At 35.6% G+C, this 16,490-nt stretch carries 30 protein-coding genes; 28 read left to right on the top strand and 2 right to left on the bottom strand.

The window, feature by feature from the left end; genetic code table 11:
• Positions 1-89: 89 nt before the first annotated feature.
• Entirely contained in the window at positions 90-290 is a 201-nt protein-coding gene (locus ACWNMZ_RS20695; RefSeq protein ID WP_142385654.1) for a hypothetical protein, read from the bottom strand.
• A 314-nt stretch (positions 291-604) separates the two neighbouring features.
• Between ACWNMZ_RS20695 and ACWNMZ_RS20700 the strand changes: the two genes are divergently transcribed.
• Genes ACWNMZ_RS20700 through ACWNMZ_RS20730 form a run of 7 tightly spaced genes read left to right on the top strand, consistent with a single transcriptional unit; the run spans position 605 to position 4,404 of the window.
• Entirely contained in the window at positions 605-925 is a 321-nt protein-coding gene (locus ACWNMZ_RS20700) for a rhodanese-like domain-containing protein (protein WP_016204414.1), read from the top strand.
• A 20-nt stretch (positions 926-945) separates the two neighbouring features.
• On the top strand, positions 946-1,518 hold the full coding sequence (locus ACWNMZ_RS20705) for a sulfurtransferase TusA family protein (protein WP_016204413.1): 573 nt from the start codon (positions 946-948) through the stop codon (positions 1,516-1,518).
• A gap of 16 nt (positions 1,519-1,534) precedes the next feature.
• Complete coding sequence (locus tag ACWNMZ_RS20710) at positions 1,535-1,924, top strand: DsrE/DsrF/DrsH-like family protein (protein ID WP_016204412.1); 390 nt, start codon at positions 1,535-1,537, stop codon at positions 1,922-1,924.
• 14 nt (positions 1,925-1,938) lie between these two features.
• Entirely contained in the window at positions 1,939-2,175 is a 237-nt protein-coding gene (locus ACWNMZ_RS20715; RefSeq protein ID WP_016204411.1) for a glutaredoxin family protein, read from the top strand.
• A 13-nt stretch (positions 2,176-2,188) separates the two neighbouring features.
• Complete coding sequence (locus ACWNMZ_RS20720) at positions 2,189-3,325, top strand: MBL fold metallo-hydrolase (RefSeq protein ID WP_016204410.1); 1,137 nt, start codon at positions 2,189-2,191, stop codon at positions 3,323-3,325.
• 11 nt (positions 3,326-3,336) lie between these two features.
• The gene (locus tag ACWNMZ_RS20725; protein ID WP_016204409.1) at positions 3,337-3,564 is read left to right on the top strand and encodes a sulfurtransferase TusA family protein; all 228 of its coding nucleotides are present in this window, start codon (positions 3,337-3,339) and stop codon (positions 3,562-3,564) included.
• A gap of 60 nt (positions 3,565-3,624) precedes the next feature.
• Positions 3,625-4,404, top strand: coding sequence for a sulfite exporter TauE/SafE family protein (locus ACWNMZ_RS20730; RefSeq protein WP_019380822.1), 780 nt, complete (start codon positions 3,625-3,627; stop codon positions 4,402-4,404).
• Here ACWNMZ_RS20730 and ACWNMZ_RS20735 read toward each other — a convergent pair.
• A complete protein-coding gene (locus ACWNMZ_RS20735; protein ID WP_016204406.1) occupies positions 4,401-4,580 on the bottom strand; it encodes a hypothetical protein in 180 nt (59 codons plus the stop codon). The genes ACWNMZ_RS20730 and ACWNMZ_RS20735 overlap by 4 nt on opposite strands.
• Before the next feature lie 111 nt (positions 4,581-4,691).
• Here ACWNMZ_RS20735 and ACWNMZ_RS20740 point away from each other — a divergent pair, with 111 nt between their 5' ends.
• The 21 genes from ACWNMZ_RS20740 (at position 4,692) to ACWNMZ_RS20840 (ending at position 16,481) form a co-directional block, all read left to right on the top strand.
• Positions 4,692-5,093, top strand: coding sequence for a DUF2892 domain-containing protein (locus tag ACWNMZ_RS20740; protein WP_016204405.1), 402 nt, complete (start codon positions 4,692-4,694; stop codon positions 5,091-5,093).
• A 150-nt stretch (positions 5,094-5,243) separates the two neighbouring features.
• Positions 5,244-5,747, top strand: coding sequence for a DUF2243 domain-containing protein (locus ACWNMZ_RS20745; RefSeq protein WP_016204404.1), 504 nt, complete (start codon positions 5,244-5,246; stop codon positions 5,745-5,747).
• Positions 5,728-6,531, top strand: a complete 804-nt coding sequence (locus ACWNMZ_RS20750) for a cytochrome c oxidase assembly protein (RefSeq protein ID WP_016204403.1) — start codon at positions 5,728-5,730, stop codon at positions 6,529-6,531. Before ACWNMZ_RS20745 ends, ACWNMZ_RS20750 begins: the two co-directional genes overlap by 20 nt.
• Positions 6,532-6,627: 96 nt before the next feature.
• Complete coding sequence (locus tag ACWNMZ_RS20755) at positions 6,628-6,999, top strand: rhodanese-like domain-containing protein (RefSeq protein ID WP_016204402.1); 372 nt, start codon at positions 6,628-6,630, stop codon at positions 6,997-6,999.
• Positions 7,000-7,011: 12 nt separating this feature from the next.
• Positions 7,012-7,275 (top strand): metal-sensitive transcriptional regulator, encoded by a 264-nt coding sequence (locus tag ACWNMZ_RS20760; protein WP_016204401.1) that lies wholly within the window; start codon positions 7,012-7,014, stop codon positions 7,273-7,275.
• Between the two features lie 124 nt (positions 7,276-7,399).
• Complete coding sequence (locus ACWNMZ_RS20765; RefSeq protein WP_016204400.1) at positions 7,400-7,879, top strand: DsrE/DsrF/DrsH-like family protein; 480 nt, start codon at positions 7,400-7,402, stop codon at positions 7,877-7,879.
• 44 nt (positions 7,880-7,923) lie between these two features.
• Complete coding sequence (locus tag ACWNMZ_RS20770) at positions 7,924-8,286, top strand: rhodanese-like domain-containing protein (RefSeq protein ID WP_016204399.1); 363 nt, start codon at positions 7,924-7,926, stop codon at positions 8,284-8,286.
• 15 nt (positions 8,287-8,301) lie between these two features.
• On the top strand, positions 8,302-8,598 hold the full coding sequence (locus tag ACWNMZ_RS20775) for a rhodanese-like domain-containing protein (RefSeq protein WP_016204398.1): 297 nt from the start codon (positions 8,302-8,304) through the stop codon (positions 8,596-8,598).
• Between the two features lie 60 nt (positions 8,599-8,658).
• Positions 8,659-9,234 (top strand): sulfurtransferase TusA family protein, encoded by a 576-nt coding sequence (locus ACWNMZ_RS20780; protein ID WP_016204397.1) that lies wholly within the window; start codon positions 8,659-8,661, stop codon positions 9,232-9,234.
• 16 nt (positions 9,235-9,250) lie between these two features.
• Positions 9,251-9,484 carry a glutaredoxin family protein gene (locus tag ACWNMZ_RS20785; protein ID WP_016204396.1) on the top strand — a complete coding sequence of 78 codons (234 nt, stop codon included), beginning with the start codon at positions 9,251-9,253 and terminating at the stop codon, positions 9,482-9,484.
• Positions 9,485-9,496: 12 nt separating this feature from the next.
• Positions 9,497-9,889 (top strand): DsrE/DsrF/DrsH-like family protein, encoded by a 393-nt coding sequence (locus ACWNMZ_RS20790; protein ID WP_016204395.1) that lies wholly within the window; start codon positions 9,497-9,499, stop codon positions 9,887-9,889.
• Positions 9,890-9,941: 52 nt separating this feature from the next.
• A complete protein-coding gene (locus ACWNMZ_RS20795; protein ID WP_016204394.1) occupies positions 9,942-11,069 on the top strand; it encodes an MBL fold metallo-hydrolase in 1,128 nt (375 codons plus the stop codon).
• A 26-nt stretch (positions 11,070-11,095) separates the two neighbouring features.
• Positions 11,096-11,323 carry a sulfurtransferase TusA family protein gene (locus tag ACWNMZ_RS20800; RefSeq protein WP_016204393.1) on the top strand — a complete coding sequence of 76 codons (228 nt, stop codon included), beginning with the start codon at positions 11,096-11,098 and terminating at the stop codon, positions 11,321-11,323.
• Between the two features lie 52 nt (positions 11,324-11,375).
• A complete protein-coding gene (locus tag ACWNMZ_RS20805; protein WP_016204392.1) occupies positions 11,376-12,152 on the top strand; it encodes a sulfite exporter TauE/SafE family protein in 777 nt (258 codons plus the stop codon).
• A gap of 52 nt (positions 12,153-12,204) precedes the next feature.
• Positions 12,205-12,552 carry a DsrE/DsrF/DrsH-like family protein gene (locus ACWNMZ_RS20810; RefSeq protein WP_016204391.1) on the top strand — a complete coding sequence of 116 codons (348 nt, stop codon included), beginning with the start codon at positions 12,205-12,207 and terminating at the stop codon, positions 12,550-12,552.
• A 14-nt stretch (positions 12,553-12,566) separates the two neighbouring features.
• On the top strand, positions 12,567-12,947 hold the full coding sequence (locus ACWNMZ_RS20815) for a peroxiredoxin family protein (protein ID WP_016204390.1): 381 nt from the start codon (positions 12,567-12,569) through the stop codon (positions 12,945-12,947).
• Between the two features lie 319 nt (positions 12,948-13,266).
• Positions 13,267-13,659, top strand: coding sequence for a rhodanese-like domain-containing protein (locus ACWNMZ_RS20820; RefSeq protein ID WP_019380827.1), 393 nt, complete (start codon positions 13,267-13,269; stop codon positions 13,657-13,659).
• 225 nt (positions 13,660-13,884) lie between these two features.
• Positions 13,885-14,547 carry a hypothetical protein gene (locus ACWNMZ_RS20825; RefSeq protein ID WP_016204387.1) on the top strand — a complete coding sequence of 221 codons (663 nt, stop codon included), beginning with the start codon at positions 13,885-13,887 and terminating at the stop codon, positions 14,545-14,547.
• A 19-nt stretch (positions 14,548-14,566) separates the two neighbouring features.
• Complete coding sequence (locus ACWNMZ_RS20830) at positions 14,567-15,292, top strand: cytochrome c biogenesis CcdA family protein (RefSeq protein WP_019380828.1); 726 nt, start codon at positions 14,567-14,569, stop codon at positions 15,290-15,292.
• Positions 15,289-15,855, top strand: a complete 567-nt coding sequence (locus ACWNMZ_RS20835) for a peroxiredoxin family protein (RefSeq protein ID WP_016204386.1) — start codon at positions 15,289-15,291, stop codon at positions 15,853-15,855. Before ACWNMZ_RS20830 ends, ACWNMZ_RS20835 begins: the two co-directional genes overlap by 4 nt.
• Before the next feature lie 26 nt (positions 15,856-15,881).
• Positions 15,882-16,481 carry a class I SAM-dependent methyltransferase gene (locus tag ACWNMZ_RS20840; RefSeq protein WP_016204385.1) on the top strand — a complete coding sequence of 200 codons (600 nt, stop codon included), beginning with the start codon at positions 15,882-15,884 and terminating at the stop codon, positions 16,479-16,481.
• Positions 16,482-16,490: the final 9 nt, after the last annotated feature.

The raw sequence follows: 16,490 nt of genomic DNA on the forward strand, positions 1-16,490 counted from the left end.
TACTTTGAAAAAAACGGGCGACGATAAAAAACTATCGCCGTCCTTTTTTTTATTTTTCGTTTACTATTTTATTTATCGTATCTATCATTTCAGGACTTTGAAATATTTCTATCATGCCATCTTGCATTTCCGGTACTGCCATCATGTCCAGCATACATATTTGGGCTTATGCCACCAGAGTACATCATATGATCGATGCCACCATATCCGGCAAGAAGGAGTAAGGCTAAAACGGCAACGACACGTTGATTTGTTTTTATTTTCATTTGTTTTCCTCCTTGTTTAGACATTCACTTTTACTGCTTTCCCGAATAAATGTCTTTTATAGCCCTAAGGTTAATCCACCTAATATTTCAAACAAAATTAAACTCCACCTAAAACTCCACCTACTATTATTATTTTTTTATTCATTTTAATCACTCCAGTTCAACTTTATACCCCTGTTAGTATTGTGATATTAACATTACTAAAATCAATTAGTGTGATAAAAGTTACAATTAGAAGCTTATTTTGGATTTATATGGACGTGGCAAATAAACATATTTAACCGATAAAAGAGAATTCTAAGTATGACTTGTATTACTTCAACATAAGGAGTGACGAAATGAATACTAAGTCAAAAGTTGCTGAGATTTTACCAAAAGAAGTATCTGAAAAAGTAAGGCAAGGAAAAGCACAAAGTATTATCGATGTTCGTGAACATGAAGAAGTTGCACAAGGGAGAATCCCAGGTGCTTACCATATTCCTTTAGGAGAGCTTGAAAATCGATTACATGAAATTGACAAAGACAAGGAGCATTTTATGGTATGCCAATCGGGGAATCGGAGTGGAATGGCTGCTGAATTTTTGCAAGATAAGGGGTATAAAGTGAAAAATATGGTTGGTGGAATGCTTAATTGGGAAGATGAAGTCGAAAAACCGTAACCCAAGAAGGAGGAATCTCAATGGAAGTTACAGTTAATAGGGTGTTAGATGCAAAGGGACTGGCTTGCCCGATGCCAATTGTAAAAACAAAAAAAGAAATGAACACCCTTGAACCAGGTGAAGTGATGGAAATTCAAGCTACCGATAAAGGTTCAACAGCTGATTTAAAGGCTTGGGCTTCTAGTACCGGTCATCAGTATTTAGGAACTGTAGAAGAGGGAGAGACCTTAAAACATTATCTTCGAAAAGTTCGTTCAGAAGAAGAAAAACCTGAAGCAAAACATCCGGATGTGGTTCATTTAGATGAATTATTAAAGAAATTAGATGGAAATGAAAAAATAACTGTTTTAGATGTGAGAGAACCGGCTGAATATGCATTCGGTCATGTACCGGGTGCTATTAATATCCCACTTGGTGAATTAGAAAATCGGTTTGAGGAACTTAACAATGTAGACAATCTACATGTCATTTGTAGAACGGGTAGTCGTAGTGATTTTGCTGCACAAAAGTTAACCGAAAAAGGCTTTAACAACGTTAAAAATGTAGTTCCTGGAATGAAAGACTGGACAGGACCTATCGATAAAAATCATTAAACAAGGAGGAATAATAATGAAAGTAGCTATCATTGCCTCAAACGGTGGGATGTTTGATGCCTATAAAGTATTCAATATTGCAACGGCTGCAGCTGCTACTGATGCTGAAGTGGGAATCTTTTTTACATTTGAAGGCTTAAATCTCATTCATAAAGAAGGTCATAAAAATTTGCCAATGCCTACAGGAACAGAACATTATCAAGAAGGATTTAAAAAAGCGAATGTTCCACCAGTTGAAGAGCTTGTTGCAATGGCGAGTGAGATGGGTGTGAAAATGATTGCGTGCCAAATGACAATGGATGTTATGAGTTTAGAAAAAGAGCATTTTGTAGAAGGGATTGATGTTGGCGGTGCAGTTACCTTTTTAGCGTTTGCTAAAGATGCTGACGTAACGCTAACGTTCTAAAGGAGTGAAGAATGATGAATAAGAATGTTACTGTCTATACCACAAACACTTGTCCCTATTGTGTAATGGTAAAAAACTTTTTAAATGAGCAAGGTGTCGCATTTAAAGAAGTAAATGTGCAAGAAGATCCTGCAGCAGGAGATAAATTGGTTGAAACAACAGGTCAGATGGGAGTCCCTCAAATTGAAATTAGTGGTGAGTGGGTTTTAGGGTATGATCCGGAAACGATTACTCAACTTTTAGAAAAGTAAAAGGAGGAGACACATGGGAACAACAACAGCTCTGAAAACAATATCTGTTAAAGATTTAGCCCAGAAAGTCATTAATCATGAAGACCTTTTCATCCTTGATACCCGTAATACCAGCGATTTTGACGATTGGAAAATAGAAGGGCGCAATATAGAGGTAATCAATTCTCCTTACGTTGAATTATTAGAAGGAGTCGATTCAATATTAGATAAACTACCAAAGAGCAAAGAAATTTATGTCATTTGTGCTAAAGGTGGTGCATCAGAATTTGTCGCCGAACAAATAATGGAACAGGGGTTTACAGATGTTTACTCAGTAGAAGGCGGAATGAAGGCTTGGAGTGAACACCTTGAGCCAATAAAGATTGGTGATTTGAAAAATGGAGGAAGCATCTTTCAATTTGTACGGATTGGAAAAGGCTGCCTTTCCTATTTAATTGAGTCTGACGGAAAAGGGGCAATAATTGATACTAACAGAATGTTGTCTCCATATGAAGAGATGATAAAGGAACATAATATTACGTTAACACACGTTTTAGATACTCATTTGCATGCTGACCATATTTCTGGTGGTAGAGAACTTGCTGAAAAACATGGTGCAACCTATTATTTACCACCAAAGGATGCTAAAGAAGTCACATTTAACTACTCACAAATTAATGACGGCGATGAATACAAGGTTGGACAGACAACCATAAAAGCCATTTACTCTCCTGGGCATACCATTGGTAGTACATCTTTTGTCGTTGATGATCAATATTTGTTAACAGGTGACATTTTATTTATTGATTCCATTGGTCGCCCTGATCTAGCTGGTAAAGCTGAAGACTGGGTAGGAGATTTAAGAAATACCCTTTATCAACGTTACAAAGAGCTAGCTGATAATCTTCTAGTCTTACCTGCCCATTACATGGGAATTAACGAAATGAATGATGATGGAAGTATTTCAGAAAAACTTGGTGTACTTTATCAACAAAATCATGGATTAAATATTAATGATGAAGCTGAATTCAGAAAAACGGTGACAGAAAATCTTCCGCCACAGCCGAATTCATACCAAGAAATTCGTGAGACAAATATGGGTAAAATCAAACCAGAAGAAGAACAACAAAGGGAAATGGAAATTGGACCAAATCGCTGTGCAGTGAGATAGGAGGAAAAGAGATGGAAGCAACAAAAGTATTAGATGCAAAAGGGCTAGCTTGTCCAATGCCAATTGTAAAAACAAAAAAGGAAATGGATTCATTAAGTTCAGGAGAGATCCTTGAGATTCATGCAACAGATAAAGGGGCAAAAAACGACTTGACTGCATGGGCACAATCGGGTGGACACGAATTGCTAAAAGATGAAGAAGAAAATGGTGTTTATAAGTTCTGGTTAAAAAAAGGATAGAATTTAGGGGAAGGTACCTTTAAACGGTTACCCTCCCCCTTTGATTGGAGGAAAAAGAAAGTGGATATTGGATTTATCGTGGTTATATTCCTTATCGGTTTTATTGGATCCTTCATATCCGGAATGGTAGGAATTGGTGGATCGATTATTAAATATCCCATGCTTTTATACATTCCACCACTGTTTGGATTAGCTGCATTTAGTGCACATGAGGTATCTGGAATTAGCGCCGTACAAGTTTTTTTCGCCACAATAGGGGGAGTATGGGCTTATAGAAAAGGAGGGTACTTGAATAAAACGTTAATTATATACATGGGTGTTGCCATATTAATTGGTAGTTTTATTGGTGGATATGGCTCAAAGCTCATGACCGAAAGTGGAATTAACATTGTATATGGAATTCTAGCTTTAATCGCCGTTGTGATGATGTTCTTACCTAAAAAAGGAATCGATGAGATCCCACATGATCAGGTGAAGTTTAATAAATGGCTCGCAGCTGTTCTTGCATTAATTGTTGGGGTGGGTGCGGGAATTGTTGGTGCTGCTGGTGCGTTCATTTTAGTTCCTATCATGCTCGTAGTGCTGAAAATTCCAACTAGAATGACGATAGCGACCTCTTTAGCTATTACGTTTATCTCGTCTATTGGTGCAACTGTTGGGAAAATTACAACAGGTCAAGTCGAATATTATCCAGCGTTAATCATGGTTGTAGCAAGCCTAATCGCTTCGCCACTTGGTGCTAATTTTGGTAAAAAAATAAATACCAAAATCCTACAATGGATTTTGGCATTACTCATATTAGCTACTTCAATTAAAATTTGGTCTGATATTTTATTTTAAGAGACCTTATTACTTTCAACGTATGTCTCAAGTGCAGGATGATATTCCTTTTGAAAATGATTATCTGGACATGATTTGATTACAATTGAGAGTAATGAGTTCGTTTTATCGCTGACTAAATTTTTATTACAAGTAGGGCATTTTTCATTGAAAAAAGATTTGAAAAAACGTTTCATATTAGGTTCCTCCTATACCCATTAATTCCTATTGTTATACTAGGTATTGTAGAAGATTTATTTAAAAAACTCAATGGGTTTATATACCAATCAACGAGAGGATGGGAATGTATGAGAGATCTATTTCCACCAACTACGACTAAAGTAAAGTTAAACACAGATGATAGAATCAATAATGATATAGAACGAAAAACTGCACATAATATCAACAATTACTACGGGAAAACTGAAAAAGAAATAGATAAACGTATTAAAGAATTAAATTATGAATGGGATACCGAAAGAGTTTTAGAACTTAACTTTGCATCAATTGTATTGATATCATCTTTACTTGGATTATTAAGCAATAAAAAATGGATGGCATTGTCAGGAATAACAAGTGTATTTATGATCCAACATTCTTTACAGGGGTGGTGTCCTCCATTACCACTGATAAGGAGACTTGGCGTTAGGACTGCAACAGAAATATTTGAAGAGAAGGAAGCATTAAAGAAGATACTAAATAAAAGCTGATATTGGGTTATTTTTTATAGAACACTCGTGACTTTATGAGTGTTCTTTTATTATGAAAACAGAATCAAAATCCTTCTTCATCACCTATTGTTTAAAAGTAATGGTTGAATGGACAAAATAATTAAATATGAACATATAGGAGGGAAATGGATGAATATTATTAAAAACTCAAAACAAAAGTTTATTTTTGCGAATCGCAATTTATTTGGTGGCTTTTTATTTGGGCTTGGTCTTGTAGCTTTTATTGATGAAACGGTTTTTCATCAACTACTACACTGGCATCACTTCTATGATAAATCAACAACTGATATTGGACTAGTTTCGGATGGTCTGTTTCATGCTTTTAGTTGGTTTGCGACCATCTTTTCAGCTTTTATGTTTGCAGACCTTCGCCGCAGAAATGCTTTTTGGCTTGCAAGATGGTGGGGAGGAATATTGCTTGGGGCTGGAGGCTTTAATTTGTATGATGGTATCATCCAACACAAGTTCATGAGAATACATCAGATTCGTTACAATGTAGAAATACTTCCTTACGACTTAGTGTGGAATTTAGTTGCTGTAGCACTCATTATTGTTGGGGTGATTCTCGTATTTCGCACAAGAAAGCAATTATCCCAAGGGGAGGAAATTCTTAGTGGATCACAATCACATTGATAGTTCCGGTTATAGTTATTTAGATTATTTCTTCATTTTGGTATTTGTGTTAATGATTATTCTTTATATAATGGGAGTTGTTTTATCCAATCGAAAGCATAAAAAATGGTCGCCATACCGAACGTTATCTTGGCTTTTAGGGGTTCTGTTTGTAGCACTTGCTGTAGTGGGACCGGTAGCTGAACAAGCCCATATGGATCTTAAAATACACATGCTAGGTCATTTATTTCTTGGGATGTTAGGACCTCTACTTATTGCGCTTTCTGCACCGATGACGCTTTTTTTAAGAACTCTGTCTGTGAAATTAGCACGACGGTTTACACAGATATTAAAAAGTTACCCGGTCCGCATTGTAAGTGATCCTTTTATCGCATCGCTTCTAAATATTGGAGGACTATGGGTACTCTATACAACGGACTTATACGCACAAATGCACGGGAATTTATATCTTTATGTCTTTATACACGTTCATGTATTCATAGCAGGATACCTTTTTACAGTATCCATGATCTATATTGATCCAGTTGCCCATAGAACAAGTTTCCTCTATCGTTCTATTGTTTTAATAATCGCCTCAGGCATCCACGGTATTCTATCAAAGTATATTTATGCCCATCCCCCAAAGAGTGTACCAATTTCCCAAGCCGAGATGGGTGGAGTGCTAATGTATTATGGTGGAGATGTGATCGATATATTTCTAATCTTCATTTTTTGTTATCAATGGTATATATCCACAAATAAAAGAAGGGTATCTGATAAATCAAAATTATTCTTACAAAGTTAAAAAGAAATAAATTTAAAGGTATTGACAATATACCCTAATGGGTATAATATAAACGTTGTAAGACATTCCTTTTTTTATTAGTAAAGGAGACAGCATATGATAGTTGCTATAATAATGAGTGCCATTATTGTTGCTCTTTTTAAAAGACATTTTCCCGTTTTTAGGGTTGAAAATATAACTAATCACGTTGATATGGGAACATCAATAGTCGTAGATGTAAGAGATTATATTGAGTCTCATAACAGCCCAATAGAAAGAGCCATCAATGTTCCAGTGGCATACCTTAATAGGTTTTATTCAGAAATCCCAAAAAGTGACTTGATTGTAGTGGCATCAAACCGCCTTGAAAGGAATCTAGCGATTCGTTTCTTACGCAAAAGAGATTTTAAGGTCGTTGGCTATTTAATTACAAATCAAACACAAACAGTATTAAAGGAAAATCAATTAAATAAAGAAAGTTATTGTTAAGGGGGAAAACAGATGGAATACAACGACCAAATGAAAAACAGAGTAAAGCGCATTGAAGGACAACTTAGAGGAATTTTGAGAATGATGGAAGAAAATAAAGACTGCAAAGATGTTATTACTCAGTTGTCTGCAGCAAGAACAGCGATTGATCGGACGATTGGAGTTGTCGTCAGTTCAAATTTAGTGGAATGTGTTCGTAACGCCGAAGAAATTGGTGAGAAAAATACAGAAGAACTATTAAAAGAAGCTGTCAATCTGCTTGTAAGAAGTAGATAGAAATAAAGGGGTTGACACTCTCTTTTATTTTTAATAATATTATACCCATAGGGGTAAAGGTAAAAGGAAAATTTTTTATACAGAAAAATACCCTAATGGGTAAACAACAAGAGGAGGAACAAACATGACAGAAACAAAAAAAACAACAATCGTATTATTTAGTGGTGATTATGATAAAGCAATGGCTGCTTATATTATTGCAAACGGGGCAGCTGCCTATGATCATGAAGTAACTATTTTCCACACATTTTGGGGATTAAATGCTCTACGTAAGGATGAAGATATTGAAGTGAAAAAAGGTTTCATGGAAAAGATGTTTGGCAAAATGATGCCAAGAGGTGCTGAAAAAATGGGTCTGTCAAAAATGCACTTTGCAGGTTTCGGTCCTAAAATGATTAAAGATGTAATGAAAAAGCATAATGCAATGCCACTTTCAGACTTAATTGAAATGGCAAAAGAACAAGATGTTAAGCTCGTTGCTTGTACGATGACAATGGATTTATTAGGACTTCAAAAAGAAGAACTTTTAGATAATATCGAGTATGCAGGTGTAGCTGCATATTTAGCTGATGCAGAAGATGGAAATGTAAACCTATTTATCTAAACACGTTAGGGGGATTATCCCCTACATAAAAGGAGGGAGTAAGTTTGGAATATCTAAATTATTTAATCATTGGACTCTTTCTGTTATTTATCATTAAACGAATCATCCCGGCTAAAGGTGTTAGACAGATTTCAACAACAGATTTAAAGAATGAATTAAAAGATAGGAATAAACAATTTGTTGATGTACGTACTCCTGGGGAGTTTAAGGGAAGAAACATTAAAGGATTTAAAAATCTCCCACTCCAACAACTTGCGCAAAAAGCGGAGAAGGAACTATCAAAAGACAAAGAAGTAGTTGTTATTTGTCAAAGTGGAATGAGAAGTCAAAATGCTACTAAAATATTAAAAAAATTAGGATTTACGAACGTGACAAATGTAAAAGGTGGTATGAGTGCCTGGAGATAAAAAGGAGGAGAGAAAATGAAACAACTAACAGCAAAAGAAGTGGAAACATCGTTAGTAGAAGGTCAACCATTAAACTTGATTGATGTTCGTGAAGTGGATGAAGTTGAAACTGGGAAAATCCCAGGAGCGATCCACATTCCACTAGGGTTATTAGAATTCCGTATGCATGAATTAGATAAGTCTCAAGACTATATCATGGTTTGTCGTTCTGGTGCACGTAGTGGTCGCGCCTGTCAATTTCTTGAAAGTCATGGGTTTAAGGTAACCAACATGACAGGCGGAATGCTTGCGTGGGAAGGCGAAACAAAATAAGGTGATTTTTTTTAGAAGTCAATATACTCGTAAGGGTAATAAACAGGAGGTTTTTATATTATGAATTCATTAAAAACAGATCTTTTATTAGATGCAAAGGGCCTAGCTTGCCCAATGCCTATCGTCAAAACAAAAAAGGCAATGAATGAGTTACAATCTGGTCAAGTCTTAGAGGTTCAAGCAACAGATAAAGGGTCAAAAGCTGACCTTGAAGCATGGGCAAAAAGCGCTGGACATCAGTATCTAGGCACAATTGAACAAGGAGATGTGTTAAAGCATTACCTTAGAAAATCTTCCAATGATGGAACAATTGAAAGAAAACATCCTAACATCACAAGCAATGAAGAGTTGGAGAAAAAACTAGATGTTAACGAGAATATTGTTGTTCTCGATGTTAGAGAAGCAGCGGAGTACGCATTCAACCATATTCCAAACGCCATCTCTATTCCGTTAGGAGAGTTAGAGGATCGTCTTTCAGAGCTTAATACAGCTGATGAGATTTATGTGGTGTGTCGAACTGGAAACCGTAGTGATCTCGCAGCTCAAAAATTAGCTGAAAAAGGTTTTGCAAATGTGATTAATGTTGTGCCAGGGATGAGTGCTTGGTCAGGCAAAACCAATAGTTTAAATAAATAAGGAGGGGAAATTTGATATGAGCACAGTAACGGTATACACAACCACACGCTGTCCGTATTGTGTTATGCTAAAGAACTTTTTGGCAGATCAAACTATACCTTTTAAAGAGGTAAATGTTGAAGAAAACCCAGAGATTATGAACCAACTAGTCGCAAAGACCGGACAACTGGGTGTGCCTCAAACAGAGGTAAATGGCAAGTGGGTTGTTGGTTATGATCCAAATAATATAATGCTAGCATTAAGAAACTAGGAGGAATTAAGAATGAGTAAAGTAGCAATTATAGCAAGTAATGGTGGATTATTTGATGCATATAAAGTTTTTAATATCGCAACAGCTGCAGCAGCATCTGATCAGGAAGTTGCCATATTCTTTACATTTGAAGGATTAAACTTAATTCATAAAGAGGCATACACACAACTACCAATGCCAGAGGGGAAAGAGCATTTTGCTGAAGGGTTTGCAAAAGCAAACGTACCAGCTATACCTGAGTTAGTGGCAATGGCACAAGAAATGGGTGTCAAATTCATTGGTTGCCAAATGACAATGGATGTGATGGGATTAGAAAAGGAAGCATTTGTGGATGGAATTGAAGTGGGTGGAGCTGTAACCTTTTTAGAATTTGCAAAAGATGCAGATGTAACTCTTACGTTTTAATAAAAATTAATTATTTTTTTGAATTTAAATATACCATAGGGGGTAAAATGATATGACTGTAAAGGCTATGACTTCAAAAGAAGTAACAAAAAAAGTATTTAATAAAGAACCATTATTTATTCTAGACGTTCGTAATGAAAGTGACTTTCAAGATTGGAAAATTGAAGGAGAAAACTTCGACTATTATAATATTCCGTATTTCGAGTTACTGGATGGAGTGGAAGGAATCTTAGATAAAATCCCGGCTAATCAAGAAGTTTTAGTCGTTTGTGCAAAAGAAGGATCTTCATTAATGGTGGCAGAGATGTTATCAGAACAAGGATTAACGGCTTCTTACCTGCAAGGTGGGATGAAAGCGTGGAGTGAGTACTTAGAGCCTGTGAAGGTCGGGGACTTAAACGATGGAGGTGAAGTGTATCAGTTCGTTCGTATCGGTAAGGGCTGCCTATCTTACATGGTCGTCTCAAATGGGGAAGCAGCTATCATCGATGCAACTCGTATGACTGATATTTATCTTGATTTTGCAAAAGAAATTGGTGCAAAAATTACGCATGTATTTGATACGCATCTTCATGCTGACCACATTTCTGGTGGAAGAGTCATTGCTGAGAGAACAGGTGCTACGTATTGGTTACCACCAAAGGATGCAACAGAAGTCACATTTGAGTATAAGCCTTTAGAAGATGGAAATGTGGTAACAATCGGAAATACTGCCATCGATATTCATGCCCTGTATTCTCCAGGTCACACAATTGGTTCTACATCGTTTGTTGTGGATTCTCAGTTCTTATTATCAGGTGATATCCTATTCATCGATTCAATCGGCAGACCAGACTTAGCTGGGATGGCAGAAGACTGGGTAGCAGATTTAAGAGAAAGTTTGTACATCCGTTACAGAGAGCTTTCAGAAGAACTAGTTGTTCTACCAGCGCACTTTATGATCATTGATGAATTGAATGACGATGGTAGTGTATCAGAAAAATTAGGGACACTATTTGCAAAAAATCATGGTCTAAACATCGAGGACGAAAATGAATTCAGAAAATTAGTAACAGAAAACCTACCACCACAACCAAATGCGTATCAAGAAATTCGTGAAACTAACATGGGGAAAATTAACCCAGATGATGAAAAACAACGTGAAATGGAAATTGGACCAAACCGTTGTGCGGTTCGATAAAAACTTATTTTAGGAGGAATAACGAAATGGAAGCAACTAAAGTATTAGACGCAAAAGGATTAGCATGTCCAATGCCAATTGTAAAAACAAAAAAGGCAATCAATGAATTAGCATCAGGTGAAATTCTAGAAATTCATGCTACTGATAAAGGTGCTAAAAACGACCTAACAGCTTGGGCAAAATCTGGTGGTCATGAACTAATTAAGCATGAAGAAGAAAATGATGTATTTAAATTTTGGATTAAAAAAGGTTAAAAAATAAGGGGAGCCTATGTAGGGTTCCCTTTTTTCAAAAGGAGGTAACACCATGGATTTTGGATTCATCATTACGATTTTCTTAATAGGATTTATTGGATCATATGTTTCAGGAATGTTAGGAATCGGCGGGTCTATTATTAAATACCCAATGTTATTATATATTCCACCGTTATTTGGCTTAGCAGCATTTACTGCACATGAAGTTTCAGGCATAAGTGCGATTCAAGTATTCTTTGCAACTATTGGTGGAGTTTGGGCTTACCGAAAAGGTGGATATTTAAATAAAACGTTAATTATGTATATGGGTGCTAGTATTTTAGTGGGTAGTTTTGTTGGAGGATTTGGATCAAAGTTAATGTCTGAAGGAGGCATTAATTTAATTTATGGGATATTAGCCTTAATTGCAGCAGTGATGATGTTTATTCCGAAAAAGGGAATAGACGACATTCCATTAGATCAGGTGAAATTTAACAAATGGCTTGCAGCACTATTAGCCCTTATTGTAGGGGTGGGGGCTGGGATCGTTGGAGCAGCAGGAGCCTTTTTATTAGTGCCAATCATGTTAGTGGTATTAAAAATTCCAACAAGAATGACGATCGCTTCTTCTCTAGCGATTACGTTTATTTCATCAATCGGAGCGACAGTAGGTAAAATTACGACCGGACAAATTGACTACTTCCCAGCTTTTATTATGATCGTTGCAAGTTTAATTGCTTCCCCATTGGGTGCAATGGCTGGAAAAAAAGTAAATACCAAAGTGTTGCAAGTCATTTTAGCGTTATTAATTGGAGCTACTGCCGTTAAGATTTGGTTAGATATTTTGTAAAAACAGGGGAAAATAAAGTGTATTCATAGTAGGTTTGAAAGAAGGGGTTATAATGACGAACAAGAAATTTGTTTATTTTGTATCGTTAAGCTCAAATGTTCCCTATGTGTTGAAGAAATCAATCGAAATGGTTGAACAAAAAAATGAAGTCGCCATATTTTTTGATCTTGATGGAGCGCGTGTTTTAGATAAACGTTATTTAAAAAGAATGACGAGAACACATGGAGTAGATCTATCCTTACTTTTTAACTTGGCTTTAAATGCGGGAATTAAATTGTATGGTTGTCAAATGAATGTGTTAATTGCTGATGGTTTGGAATTAATAGAAGGGGCAGAACTCGCGGGCGTTGTTACCTTTTTAGAAACAGCCTACCAAGCTGATGCTGTTTTAAGTTTTTAAGAGGGGGACTAAACATGAATACGAAAAAAGTTGTCGTTTTAGCACTTCATGATGAATTAGAGTCTGCTTACCCACCTTTAAATGTTGCTGTTGGAGCTGCTTCATCCGGGGCTGATGTGATCTTAGCCTTCTCACGAAAAGGAGTAAACATTTTAGATCAAAAATACATTCCTATTCCATCGGATGGAATTGAATACTTGTCTAATGCTCTAGCTGATTTTAACGCACCTTCAATTAACGATTTACTTGAGATAGCTGTTGAATCTGGCGTTAAATTTTATGTGGTGGACTTAGATATAAAGGACCATACGCAATTTAAGTACCCAGCTGAGCAAGTCCCCATTAAATGGGTTTTAAATGAGGCAGTTTCAGCGGATTTGTTTGTACATTTTTAAATATTGAGGAGGAATAACGTTGATTAAAATTACAGATGCTGCGATATCAAAAATAAAACAAGAAGTTAAAGATGTAAAAAAACCATTTATTCGTCTTGCAATGGGCATTGGTTGAGGGGGACCTCAGCTTCGTCTGGCTCTGGAAGAGTCAGCTTTAGAAAATGATGAGATTATTGAACAAGATGGCATAAGTTTTTTAGTACATGAAACAAGTAAACCATATTTTAATAATGTCAAAATTGATTATACCAAGACCATATTGGGTGGCGGGCAATTTATTGTCCTTACACTATAAGTACATCTGAAAGCAGGAGTTTCCTTGAAGATTAAAACAATAGCATTATATCTACCCCTTGTCATTTTAGTATTATATTTTGGCTATACCCAGTTTGAAAATAATAGCATTAAAACAATTTCAATTAATGAGTTGGAGCAAAAATTACAGGATCCCAAATCAAGTAACATAATCTTTGTTGATGTGCGTGAACCCCATGAATATGAAGCAGGTCATATTAAAGGGATGAAAAACATTCCACTAAGCACATTAAAATCCGATTATAAAGGTCTTTCTAAAGATGCGGAAATCGTTCTATTGTGCAGAAGTGGGAAACGAAGTCTTCAAGCTGCAAACATTTTAAAAGACTATGGTTATGGTAATGTTGTAAGTGTAAGTGGCGGTATTCAAGAATGGCAGGGAGAAATTATAAAATAAGTAATGGAGTAGGCTGATAATATGAATAAAGATCATAACAACTGTGGCAAAGGTAGTTGAGGAATTCCTAACAAAAAATCACGGTCATTTTTCCCACCCATATGACCAGGGATTTTAGTCTGGCTCCTGGTAGGAGTCATCGTCTTGTTTCAAAGAATCTTTTAAGAAGAGGGGCTAAACAGCCCCTTTTTGTGTAAACATCAAGCAATTTTTTTGGAGGTACCCATGGATATCATTCAAATCGGTTCATTTACGATTCTCCTTAAATGGTTTCTTCTTGGAGTGGCAATTCTATTTGGAATAGTTTTTATAAAAGTATTGCTCCTACGCTTACCGAATAGGGAACATAATAAGGCAGTATTTGACTTATTAACTAATAGCGTGTTTTTAGGCTTTTTTATTTGGAAAGGTAGCTTACTTCTTACGGAACCTTCATTAGTAATAAAAAGTCCTTTGTCGTTGTTGTATTTTACAGGAGGAAGAAGTGGCTTAATTTTAGCTATTATTTTTTCAATCTACTACTTTATTTATAAAGCAAGGAAATTAGATATTTCAATGCTAGTTACTTTGAAATACGGCTTACTATTTAGTTTTTCAGTGCTGTCTGTCTATCACTTTTTATCCGCCACCTTTGTAGAGGATAATTTCATTTATCATGTTCTTTTTGGCATTTATTCGTTGACTAATTTGATACTCATTCTAGTTCAAAAAATTCTATCCTCATATAAATCATTTTTTTCTGTCATCGTCTTATTTTCATTCTACAAAATAATACTCTCATTGGTTCTAATCAATGAAAATACGATTTTTATTTTCTCGATGGAGCAGTGGTTTTTTGTAGGATTAATAATCTTGTCTCTTTACCTTTGGGATAGAAAACTACAGTAGAAAGATAGGTGGGTAAGAATTGGAAAATATCACAATATTTTTTGCATTAACTGCAGGGGTACTTTCATTTTTTTCACCTTGTGTGTTTCCATTAATTCCTGCATATGTTGCTCATTTAACCGATGGTTCAGTAAAAGATGGAAAAGTAAATACCCAGAAGAGTGTCCTGTTTTCTCGTTCAATAAGTTTTATCTTTGGATTTAGTATTGTATTTGTGTTACTAGGAGCTTCAGCAAGTGTTGTAGGACAAATATTTTTAGATAATAAGAAATTAATTCAAATGATAGGGGGATTCCTCATCATTATTTTTGGGTTACAGATGCTTGGTGTGTTTAAAATAAAGTTTTTAATGACTGAAAAACGGTTTGATTATAATAGGAAGTCCAAAGCTAGTTCTCTAAAATCATTTATCCTTGGTTTAGCATTTGGATCAGGATGGACACCTTGTGTAGGACTTGCTTTATCGTCCATTTTATTACTGGCTAGTTCAACTGAAACGATTTATTCTGGCATGTTTTTATTATGGATATACGCCTTAGGTCTAGGCATTCCTTTTCTCATGTTATCTTTTCTTGTGACATACTCTTTAAATGTGATTAAAAGAATCAATAAGGTTTTACCAAAGCTTTCGTTAGTTAATGGAGTAATCCTTATCATAATGGGATTGTTATTATTCACTGGTCAAATGGAAAAGATCAGTGCTTATCTCTCTACATTCACGATTTTTGAAGGAGTGGGATTATGAACAAACAAATACTCGTCTTAGTAGGTTTGATTGGTCTTTTAGGTTGGGGAGTATATGACTATGCATTTTCAGAAAAAGACAATATGGATGAAACCTCCCTTAACAATCGAATAGAAAATAATGATTTAATTAGTGGAATAAAAGAAGGAAATTTGGCACCTGAATTTCAACTCCAGACTTTAGAAGGAAGAGAAGTAAAACTGTCTGACTATAAAGGAAAGAAAGTCATTTTAAATTTTTGGGCTACTTGGTGTCCTCCTTGTAAAGCTGAAATGCCTCATATGCAAGAATTTTATCTAGATCAACAAAATGAAAATGTAGAAATTTTAGCAGTTAATTTAACTACTGCAGAAAAGAACACAAATGATATTGGAAAATTTGTAAAAGATTATGGATTAACTTTTCCAATACTGCTTGATACTAAAGGCGATACAGGAGAAACATATCAAGCTTTTACGATCCCAACAAGTTATATAATTGATTCGCAGGGGATTGTTCGAAAGAAAATTGTCGGACCGATGGATAAGGAAATGATGGAGCAATTAATAAAAAGTATTGACTAAAAAATTAAATCAAAGGAGAACAAGCTATGAATTCCTGGAATGATCGATTTAAAAATGAGAATTATGTTTATGGAACTAATCCAAACGTATTTCTTGCGGATGTCCATAAAAAATTAAACCTATCAGGAGATGCATTGGCTATTGCTGAAGGAGAAGGTAGAAATGCAGTCTACTTGGCGCAACAAGGAATGAATGTAACTGCATGGGATTATGCGCAATCCGGACTGGCTAAAACAGAAAAGCTTGCCAAGGATAGAAATGTAACAGTTCAAACAAAGCTTGTAGACTTAAATGAAGCTAACTGGGATAAAGAGCAGTGGGATGAATTGATTTGTATTTTTGGTCACTTTCCAGAGGCATTACGTACAAAAACACTTGAAGGTGTTAAAGATGCAGTTAAACCAGGTGGTTATTTTATTTCAGAGGTGTATTCGGTTTATCAGCTACCATACAAAAGTGGAGGACCACAAAACGTAGAACTACTTTATAAACCAGAAGAGTTTTTAAGCGTTTTTTTTGATTGGCGGATTGTTCACTTTTTTATGGGCGAGGTTGTAAGGAATGAAGGAGAACTTCATAATGGTTTGTCACATGTTATTCAGTTTGTGGCGCAAAAAAGAGAATAAAATAACTTT

The sequence above is a fragment of the Niallia sp. Marseille-Q9988 genome, from assembly GCF_976954375.1.